The organism is Natronomonas sp., from assembly GCF_046483325.1.
GTDB lineage: Archaea > Halobacteriota > Halobacteria > Halobacteriales > Haloarculaceae > Natronomonas.
In genome coordinates, this window is record NZ_JAWODL010000001.1 from 38,778 (window position 1) to 48,190 (window position 9,413).

Here is a 9,413-nt window from a genome sequence, read left to right on the forward strand (position 1 = left end):
CGCCCGCTCACCATGATCCCCGTCTCCCGCGACTCGATTCCGTTCGCCTCCGCGATCGCGGCGCGACACGTCCGTCGGCGCTTCGAGGTCGACACGCGGGCGCTCGCGTCGCTACGGATCGCCCTCGGCGGAATAGTCCTGTTCGACCTCCTCAATCGGGCGGGGTCCTTCGACCTGTTTTACACCGCCGCCGGGGTCTATCCTCGCTCCGCCCACGTCGCCACGCACGGGTCGTCCGGAACGGTCTCGGTTTACGCGCTCTCGGACGCCGTCGCGTTTCAGGCGGCACTGTTCGCGCTAGCGGTCACCTTCGCCGTCGCGTTCACGCTCGGCTACCGGACCCGTCTCGCCGGATCGGTCTCGCTTCTGTGCTTGGTCTCGCTACACGTTCGGTATCCAGCAGTGCTCAACGGTGGCGACCGTCTGCTCCGGGTTCTCCTCTTCGTCGCCCTCCTGACGCCGCTCGGCGAACGGTGGTCGATCGACGCGCTCCAGCGCGGGCGCCCCGCGCGACGAACCGCCGCGAGCGTCGGCACGGCCGCCCTCCTGTGTCAACCGGTCGTCGTGTTCACGACGAACGCCGTCGAAAAACACCGCGGCGAGTATTGGTACGCCGGCGACGGACTCGAACTCGCGCTCTCGGACCCGACGATGACGACCGCGCTCGGGACGCAACTACTCGAATATCCCTCCCTCTTGACGGCTTTGAACTACGCGTGGGTGGCGCTTTTAGCGGGGTCGATTCCGCTCCTTTTGTTCGCCGTCGGCCGTCTCCGAGCGCTCGCTGCGTTCGTCTATCTCGGGACCTTCGCCGGTATGGCCGCAACGTTCTCGGTCGGCCTGTTCCCGCTCGCCCTCGCGGCGTCGGTGCTGCCCTTTTTGACGTCTCCGTTCTGGAATCGCCTCGAGTGGCTGTCCCGAATTGATCGGCTCTCCGGGTTCACGTCCCCCCTCGTCTCGCTCGCCCCGTCGATCGGACACCGACGCTCGCGTTCGGGTCTCTCCGGCGATCGATCGCTCACAACCCTCCTCGCGACGGCCGTCCTCGCATGGATGCTCGCCTTCTCGGGGATCGACGCCGCCGGTCTCGAACCGCCCGAGCCGCTCCATTCCGAGCACCTCGATCAACAAGACTGGGGGCTGTACGCCCCCGATCCGTCCGAATCGTACAGCTGGCACGTCGTCGTCGCCGAACGCGCGGACGGATCGACGTTCGATCCGCTCGACGACGGGGCCGTCTCGTTCGATCGCCCACCGAACGCGGACGCGGCCTACGAGACGTTTCGACATCGACGGTTCCTCACGGCGGTCGATCGTTCGACACGAAACGCGGGCGAGCTCGCCGATCGGTACGCCGAGTGGAGCTGTCGGCGGGCGGTCGCGGTCGACGACGCGACCCGCCGAGTGGTCGTCTACCGACTTCACCGACTCAAACCGACCGACGGCGGCGACGAGGAGACACGGCGCGTCACGGTCGTCGAGCGGAACTGTCGATGAAACGTGCCCACAACGTCGAGAAACCCCCGACCGATCGTCGCGTCCTGCCTCGCCGTTCACTCGACTGTGACGCTCTTTGCGAGGTTTCGCGGCTTGTCGATCGGCCGACCGAGGCGGTTCGCGGCGTGATACGAGAGCAGTTGCAACTGCACGTTTGCGAGGACGCCGCGCAGTTCCGGGATGGTCTCCGGAACCGACAGCACGGCGTCCGCCACGCCCGCGATATCGCTTCCTGGGTCCGATGCGATCGCGACGACCGGCGCGCCCCGGGCGCTGACTTCCTTGGCGTTGTGGAGTGTCTTCGTGTCGTTTCGTCCCGTGAACACCACGAACACGGGCGTCTCCGGCGTGACGAGCGCGAGCGGCCCGTGTTTGAGTTCCGCCGCGGAGAACCCCTCGGCGTGTTCGTACGTTATCTCCTTGAATTTCAGCGCGCCCTCACAGGCGACCGCGTGGCCGACGCTTCTGCCCAAAAAGAAGTACGCGTCGCTACCGTGGTACGTCTCGGCGACGCTCGCGGCGTCGGAGGTGTCGAGCACCCGCTGGACGTTCGTCGGGAGATCCCCGACGGCTTCGAGGAACGCGTCGGTCGTCCCGCCGCTGGCGGCGGTGTCCACCGCGATGCGCTCGGCGAGCAGCCCCAACACCGCGACCTGCGAGGAGAACGATTTCGTCGCCGCAACGCCGATCTCCGGGCCGGCCCGGATGGTGACGGTGTCGTCGCACTCGCGGGTGATCGTCGAGCCGACGACGTTCGTCACCGCGAGCGTTCGCGCGCCCGTCCCCTGGATGCTCCGGATCGCCGAGAGCGTGTCGGCGGTTTCGCCGCTTTGGGTGACCGCGACCACGAGCGTCCGATCGTCGAGCGGCGGCGGTGCCGTGGCGTACTCCCCGGAGAGGTACGTCTGCGCCTGCACGCCGCGATCGGTCAACAGCGACTCCGCGTACATCGCCGCGTGGTAGGAGGTCCCCATCGCGACGAGTTGGACGCGCTCGACTCCACCCAGCGATCCCATCGGAAGCTCTTCGATGTCCACCCGCCCGGAGAGCGTGTCGGTTCGCCCTCGAATCGCCCCTCTGAGCGCCGTCGGCTGTTCGTAGATCTCCTTCAACATGTAGTGGTCGTAGCCGCCGCGGCCGGCCGCCTCGGCGTCCCACTCGACGGTCTCGACCGGCCGCGAGATCGACTCGCCATCGAGATCGGTTATCTCGTAGCCGTCCGGATCGATCGCGACGATATCGTCGTCGTGGAGGTAGACGACCTCGTCGGTGAACTCGCGGAACGCCGGCACGTCGCTGGCCAGGTAGTAGCCCTCCGACGACCGGCCGAGGACGAGCGGCGAGCCGTTGCGGGTCGCGTAGATGGTGTCTCCGTCGTCGAACACCGCCGCGAGCGCGTAACTCCCCGAGAGTCGCTCGACCGCTTCTCGGAACGCGTCTTCCGGATCGTATTCCGCCGCCAGCGCCACTTCGATGAGGTGGGCCGCGACTTCGCTGTCGGTTTCGCTCGTGAATTCGTGATCGGGAAGCGCCGTTTTCAGCGCTTCGTAGTTGTCGATGATCCCGTTGTGGACGACCGCGACGCGTCCGTCGCAGCTGGTGTGTGGGTGTGCGTTCTCGTCGCTCGGCGGCCCGTGTGTCGACCATCGCGTGTGCCCGATACCAACGGTTCCTTCGGGCGTTCTCGCCCCGATCGCGTCGTCCAGCGCGTCGATCGCTCCCTCGCGCTTTATGACGTTCAGTCCGTGCCCGTTCTTGACGGCGATGCCAGCGGAGTCGTAGCCGCGGTACTCGAGGTTATGGAGGCCGGTCATGAGCGTCCCGACCGCGCCCTTTCGGCCGTTCCGATCGATGCAGGCGACGATCCCGCACATTACCTGACCACCTCCGCGGTCTCGCGGACGTCCCCACACACGGTGACGCCCGACCCGACGGTCGCCTCCGCGCCGACGCGCGCCCCCGGTTCGAGCGTGACGTTCGCGCCCACACCGGCTCTGTCCGCGACGATGCTTCCGAGCCGTCGGCCGGCGTGCTCGCGGCCGTTGATGACGAGCGTGGCGCTGCGGCCGGGTGACACTGTCCCGTCGCCGATCCGCGCACCGCTTCCCACGATCGTGTCCCTGAGGAGGACGTTCGCCCCGACGCGAACGTCCGGGCCGAGTATCGAGCGCTCGATGACCGCGTTCGGTCCGACCCGCACGTTCTGGTCGACGCACGTTCCCCGCCCGAGGACGGCCCCGGCGCGGATATCCGATCCCTGACCGATCCGGACGTGATCCTCGACGACGGCCGAGTCGTGTATCCGTGCCGTCGCGTCGATCGCGTCGTCCCGGTTGAGTTCCGGATGGCCGCTCAACAGCGCTTCGGTCGCCGACAGGAGCTCCCACGGATAGGAGGGGTCGTACCAGACGCCCTCGGGGACCGCGGCGACGACGCGGCCGCCGATCCGATCGAGCGCCGCGGGCAACGGTCGTTCGCCGTTCCGGAACGGCGTTCGTTCGAGCGCGTCGAACACCCGGCGGTCGAAGACGTACAGGCCGGCGTTGATCCGGGCCGACGTGACGCCGTTCGGCTCGTCGATCCCGGTTACTTCGTCCCCGCGCGTTCGGACCCGATCGTAGCCGTGCGGCTCGCCCGAGGTCGCGACCGCGAGACACGCCGCGGAGTCGGTCTCGCGGTAGTGGCGTACCGTCTCGCGTATCATCCGATTGTCGACGACGGTGTCCCCGTTCACGACGAGAAACTCCTCCGGGAGTTCGGTGGCGGCCTGTTCGAGGGCGTGACCGCTCCCGAGTTGCGTCTCCTGTGTGACGTACGTGAGTTCGACGCTTCGGTGTCGGTCGCCGAAGTGGTTCTGTACGCGGTGGCTCCCGTGACCGATGACGACGACGACGCGTGCGACTCCCGATTCCCACAGCGCGTCGAGCACGTACTCGAGGACCGGGCGGTTCCCGACGCGAAGCATCGGTTTGGGCTGGTAGGTCGTCAACGGCCACAGCCGGCTCCCCTCCCCGGCGGCCAGCACGACCGCGATGTCGAGTGACGCCGGAGTCCGAGCATCCTCGTCGAGTGACGTTGTGGCCCCTGCATCCGAGATATCCACACGTCCGTGTTGTTTTATCGATTCGGAAGGCTGATTCATCGTCTCTTCGGAGGAAGTTTACAGACATTGTAATACGGAGCCTGACTCGTTTGGTAGCTCCTGACGAGACGGTATGCCGAGACTACCGCCCCGAGTTACGCCTCACCGCCGCGCCTCTCAGTCGGCTTGACGCGTCGGCGGCAGCCTCATCCGCCGAGCCACCAGCCGTAGAGCTGTCGTTGCTCCTCGGGCCCGATCGGCTTTTTCGATTGCCCGTACGTCTTCCCCTTGAGCACCTGCCGTTCGATGGCGTTCGCGGCCAACCGAATGGCATGCGATGCGCCGTACCCCTCCCCGTCGGCGGTGAAGTAGCCGCGATCGGTGACCAATCGGATTCGAGCCAACACCAGCGGGACGCCCCGGGTCTGCTCTTTGTGTTCTTGGAGTTGGATGCTGGCTTTGACGACCGTCATGTCCCCGTACTTCGAGGTGATCCCCTCGATCAGGTTCGCCACGTCGTCGTAGCTCATATCGTCGAGCAGATCGAGTCCGAACACCTGTACCCCGCGGCGGTCGTCTTGCCCCCACGTGAGCGATTCGATAACGTCAGTTTTGGTGACGATGCCGACCGGGTCGTCGTCCTCGTCGGTAACGACGAGCGAGGAGATCCCCCGGCCGAGCATCGCCTCGACGGCCTCGTCGAGCGGCGCGCTCCGTCGGATCGTCTCGACGGTTTCGGACATGACGTTCCGAACGGGGAGATCGAGCATCCGATCCGAGTCCCCCTCGCGGGAGCCGAAGCCGCCCGAGGGTCCGCCCGCGGACTGGCTCCCGCCGCCACGTCCGCCGAAGCCGCCCGAGGAGCCGCCCTGGCTCTTGCGCTCGTCACGCGTCGTGAAATCGATGACGTCGTAGAGGCTCACTATCCCGACGAGATCGGTCCCCTCGACGACCGGGAGGTGGGCGATGTGCGCCTCACGCAGCGTGTTGAGCGCCTTCCCCAGCGTCGTCTCCGGCGTCGCGCTGGTCAACTCCGAGGTGTACGCGTCCTCGACAGTGACGGCGTCGAGATACGGCCGTACGGCGTCGAGGACGGCGTCCGCGGTCACTACACCGACGATCTCCCCGCCGTCGAACACCGGCAGCGTCTTGGCGTCGCTGCCGATCATGAGCCGTGCGACCTCCCGGACGTCCTCCGTGCGCTCGACCGTCGGGACGTGTTGTACCTGCGTGCCGACCTTCGCGGACGGCTGATTCGACGAGGTGGCCAGCTGTCGGCGACTGACGATACCTTGGTAGTCGTCTCCGTCGGTGACGATGACGGCGTCCAGTCCCTGATTCTCGAACGCTCCGGCGACCCTCGAGAGCGGTGCCCCGATGTCGAATTCGGTGAAGTCCGTCGAATGAATGTCGGCGATGTCCATAGATGGTATATAAAAATATGTTCGCCGGACGGTTATCTTTACCCCACCGTCTCACTTTCCGGTAATCCCGGTCGTGTCGACCCACCGACTGGAACCTACTCACCCGTCTTCTCGTTCGCTCGCCGCATCCGCTTCGATTCGACGTCCCGATTCGCCAAGACGACGGTATCGCCCGTGTCCAGCGCGAACCGACTTTTTCGCAGTTCGCTCGCGTTGACCGTTCCCTCCGTATTTCCGACGACGACTCTGTCCCCGACTTCGAAGTCCGGATCCCGGAGCAGGTATACCCCGGCGACGGTGTCCGCTATCATCTCCGAGAGCGCATAGGAGACGCCCAGCGCGATGAAGCCGACCGCGGTGCCGAGACTCGCCGCGATATCTCCGAAGCCGACGATCTTCAAAAACGCGAGCGCCGCGCCGAACCACAGGAATATCCCGACGACGGTCACGCCGAGTTGTGCGACGAGCTCCTGTCGGCCGGTATAGTACCGACGGAGGACCGCGCCGAGTGTGGTCAAAGTGAGCCGAATCGCCACGTAAGCCACGGTCGCGAACACGATTCCGGAAACGAGCCGCGGGAATCGCGGTCTCGATCCCTTCGAGGATCTCGTTGAACGTTCGCTGGACGATCCACGTCGCGATCTGAAGCGACATACGCTTTCCGGGGACGCGACCGTGATAGTACTTGTCGTGACTAGCGCGAAACGCTCACTTGGTGGCGGAGGTCGTACGGATGTTCGCCAGTGATCCACGAGAACAGGTACTCCTTCGTGGCCGGATCGGTGCGGACGCCGTCGTGACCGGTCTCGATGGCGACGTTGGTCGCCCCGTCGAGTTCGGGACTTCGCGCACAGCGCCAGTAGAGTGCGTCCTCGGTCCCGCGGATGGTGTAGTAGTCGACGTCGCCCGGCGTCTCGTCGGCGTTCAGGCTGGCGAGCGGGTGCTTCTCGAGCGTTTCGTAGTCGGCCCGCAAAAACGGGCTCACCCGATACTCGTCGGTCACCATCCCGGCTTCGCTACACCAGGTGTTGAACACCGTGCCGTGGTTCGGACCGGCGAGACCGACGACCGTCTCGACCCACTCGTAGCGTCCCTTGGTCGCGAGCCAGTAGCGGATGCCCGTAACGCCGAGGCTGTGGCCGACGATCGCGACGGTGTCCGCATCCGTGTGCTCGCGAACGCGCCCGACGAAGTCGTCGAGTTGGTCGGCCATCTCGGGGTGCGTCGACGCGCCGTTCCGCAGCGTGATCGCCCAGAGGTCGTCGCCGCCGTAGCCGCGCTCCAAGAAGAACTCGGCGTGCTCCTCCCAGTCGCAGGCGTCGCGTTGGGTGCCGTGAACGAACACGATGGGCGTCGCTTCGCGCTCTCCCCCGAACGTCCCCGTTGGTTCGCCGACGCCGTGGAACGCCCGGCCCCCCCAGCCGCCGTAGGCGCCGTCGGTCGACCACGGGAGCCGACTGTCGTCGGTCCGGTCGTGGTCACAGTCGGCCACGCACCCGCCGTTCCGCCGCGAGCGACGAATTCGTCGCATAATGCGGAACAGCGTCGGCGAGAACGGCCACCCCTGTGGGGACGCGCCCGTGGACACGGTCTACGGCCCCCTCAACCGCATACCGTCGCCGTCGGTGCGGTCGAACGGCTCGACTTTCCCGATCGCGGCGGTATCGCTTATCAATCCGTACACGTCTGATTTCTATAACGATAGTTTATTATTTATATGCTGCGGTATGAGAACATCTCGTAACTTCGCCTCTCGACGCGGACGTTTCGCCGACCGTCGGCGGCGAACTCCATTCTCAGCGCTATGAACTCCGTATCCGTGCCTGCTCGATCCACCCTTCGAGACGGTTCGCGGGGACGCCGGCCGCGTCGGCGAGCGCATCCGGCTCGGCCTCCGCGAGGTCGGCCACGGTCTCCGTGCCGGCCCTCCGAAGCCGTTCGGCGTAGGCCGGTCCGATCCCGTCGATCTCTTCGAGACCGTCGCCGGTCCCGGGTTCGTCTGTCGACTGATCGTCCGTCCCATCGACCGTCGGCCGCTCCTCGAACCACGCACAGACGTCCGGCCACAGTTCGGCGTGGGCGCGTCCCGAAACGGCCAGTCCCATGTGTCCCGTGTCCGACTCGAACACCGCGGTTCGATCGGGGAGCACCTCGTTGAACTTCCGTTGGGCCTCCGGCGGGACCACGTGGTCGTAGTTGCCGATGATCTGCGCGATCGGCATATCCAAATCCCTGAGATCGGCGTGTTCGCCGTCGATGTACATCTCGTTGTTGTAGATCTTCTGGTCGTCGTAGACGGTCTCGACGAACTCGACGAACACCCGCCCGGGGATGTCGATGCTCTCGTCGACCCACCGCTCCATGCGAGCGAAGTTCTCGACGAAGTCCTCCTCTTCGATGCCGTCGAAGAAGCGGAGATACTTCGAGAGGTTGTCCCGGACGGGCTCGCGCAACGAAAAGCCGGCGTCGACGAACTCCGCCGGCGCGTTCCCGTAGGTGTCGACGAGCTTTTGTACGTCGAAGAAGCCGTCCCCGACCCACTGATCGAGGACGCTATCCGTGTCCCGAAGGCTCGCGGAGACGGCCATCAGCGCGAGGTTTCGGACCCGGTCGGGATACAACGCCGCGTAGATGACTGACATCGCCCCGCCCATGCAGTAGCCGAAGAGGTCGATCGCGTCCCGTCCGGAGCGTTCGCGAACGACGTTGACGCAGTTGTCGAGGTACCGGTCGACGTAATCGTCGAACCCGAGGGCGTGGTCCAAAAGCGACGGCTCGTTCCAGTCGATCATGTACACGTCGAATCCCTGATCGAGGAACGTTCGGATCACCGATCGATCCGGCTGGAGATCGAGGATGAACGGCTTGTTAAACAGCGCGTAGACGAACAGGATCGGCACGTCCCGTTGCTCCTCGGTCCTGGGTTCGTAGTGGAGGAGTTCGAGTTTGTTCTCCTCGTAGACGACCTCGCTCGGCGTCTCCCCGACCTCCACCTCCGCGATGCTCCGATTCGCGTCGTCGACGTGAGAGAGCTTCTCGACGAAGTCCGAGGCGTTCTCCCACGTCTGCCGCTGGAGGTCGAACGCGGTCTCGGATGGGTTCCTCATGTTCCGTCCCCTAGGTGCTCGAGCACGCGATCCAGTTTCCGCTCCACCTCGTCGAGTCGTTCGAGCTCCCGTTGGACCTTCTTTTCGCGACGTTCGAGTTCGACGAGTCGCTCGCCGACCTCCCGAACGTCGCGCTCGGTCGCAAAGCCCAACTCGTGTAGCGTCTCCTGTGCGTTCTCGTCGGCCATCCGTCTGAAGTCGAGAGCGTCTTCGACGGTCTGTCCGGTCATCGCCGCGAACGTGTCCGTCGAGATCACCTTTTTGAACGCGTCGTTGGCCGCATCGAGCCACAGGTCCCGAAAC

General features: G+C 65.6%; 8 protein-coding genes. 1 reads left to right on the forward strand and 7 read right to left on the reverse strand.

The window, feature by feature from the left end; genetic code table 11:
• Positions 1 to 12 precede the first annotated feature (12 nt).
• Positions 13 to 1,497 carry an HTTM domain-containing protein gene (locus R6U53_RS00200; protein ID WP_410320363.1) on the forward strand — a complete coding sequence of 495 codons (1,485 nt, stop codon included), beginning with the start codon at positions 13 to 15 and terminating at the stop codon, positions 1,495 to 1,497.
• A 56-nt stretch (positions 1,498 to 1,553) separates the two neighbouring features.
• On the opposite strand, the gene glmS is transcribed toward R6U53_RS00200, so the two are convergent.
• From glmS to R6U53_RS00235, 7 genes are all read right to left on the reverse strand, one after another.
• The gene (gene glmS, locus R6U53_RS00205) at positions 1,554 to 3,371 is read right to left on the reverse strand and encodes a glutamine--fructose-6-phosphate transaminase (isomerizing) (RefSeq protein ID WP_410320364.1); all 1,818 of its coding nucleotides are present in this window, start codon (positions 3,369 to 3,371) and stop codon (positions 1,554 to 1,556) included.
• On the reverse strand, positions 3,371 to 4,531 hold the full coding sequence (locus R6U53_RS00210; protein WP_410320371.1) for a sugar phosphate nucleotidyltransferase: 1,161 nt from the start codon (positions 4,529 to 4,531) through the stop codon (positions 3,371 to 3,373). The genes glmS and R6U53_RS00210 overlap by 1 nt, the downstream gene beginning before the upstream one ends.
• Positions 4,532 to 4,785: 254 nt before the next feature.
• A complete protein-coding gene (locus R6U53_RS00215; RefSeq protein WP_410320365.1) occupies positions 4,786 to 6,003 on the reverse strand; it encodes a CBS domain-containing protein in 1,218 nt (405 codons plus the stop codon).
• A gap of 95 nt (positions 6,004 to 6,098) precedes the next feature.
• Positions 6,099 to 6,539, reverse strand: coding sequence for a mechanosensitive ion channel domain-containing protein (locus tag R6U53_RS00220; protein WP_410320366.1), 441 nt, complete (start codon positions 6,537 to 6,539; stop codon positions 6,099 to 6,101).
• Positions 6,540 to 6,697: 158 nt separating this feature from the next.
• Positions 6,698 to 7,495, reverse strand: coding sequence for an esterase/lipase family protein (locus R6U53_RS00225; protein ID WP_410320367.1), 798 nt, complete (start codon positions 7,493 to 7,495; stop codon positions 6,698 to 6,700).
• Positions 7,496 to 7,805: 310 nt separating this feature from the next.
• Positions 7,806 to 9,110: an alpha/beta fold hydrolase gene (locus R6U53_RS00230; protein ID WP_410320368.1), complete on the reverse strand. Its 1,305-nt coding sequence runs from the start codon at positions 9,108 to 9,110 to the stop codon at positions 7,806 to 7,808.
• Positions 9,107 to 9,413 (reverse strand): poly(R)-hydroxyalkanoic acid synthase subunit PhaE (locus R6U53_RS00235; protein WP_410320369.1); only part of this gene is annotated, 307 nt, incomplete at its 5' end. The genes R6U53_RS00235 and R6U53_RS00230, both read right to left, overlap by 4 nt.

Excerpts from the sequence above, each read along its gene's own strand:
- glmS (WP_410320364.1), bottom strand. The coding sequence starts at position 3,371 with ATGTGCGGGATCGTCGCCTGCATCGATCGGAACGGCCGAAAGGGCGCG.
- R6U53_RS00200 (WP_410320363.1), top strand. The coding sequence starts at position 13 with ATGATCCCCGTCTCCCGCGACTCGATTCCGTTCGCCTCCGCGATCGCG.
- R6U53_RS00230 (WP_410320368.1), bottom strand. The coding sequence starts at position 9,110 with ATGAGGAACCCATCCGAGACCGCGTTCGACCTCCAGCGGCAGACGTGG.
- R6U53_RS00215 (WP_410320365.1), bottom strand. The coding sequence starts at position 6,003 with ATGGACATCGCCGACATTCATTCGACGGACTTCACCGAATTCGACATC.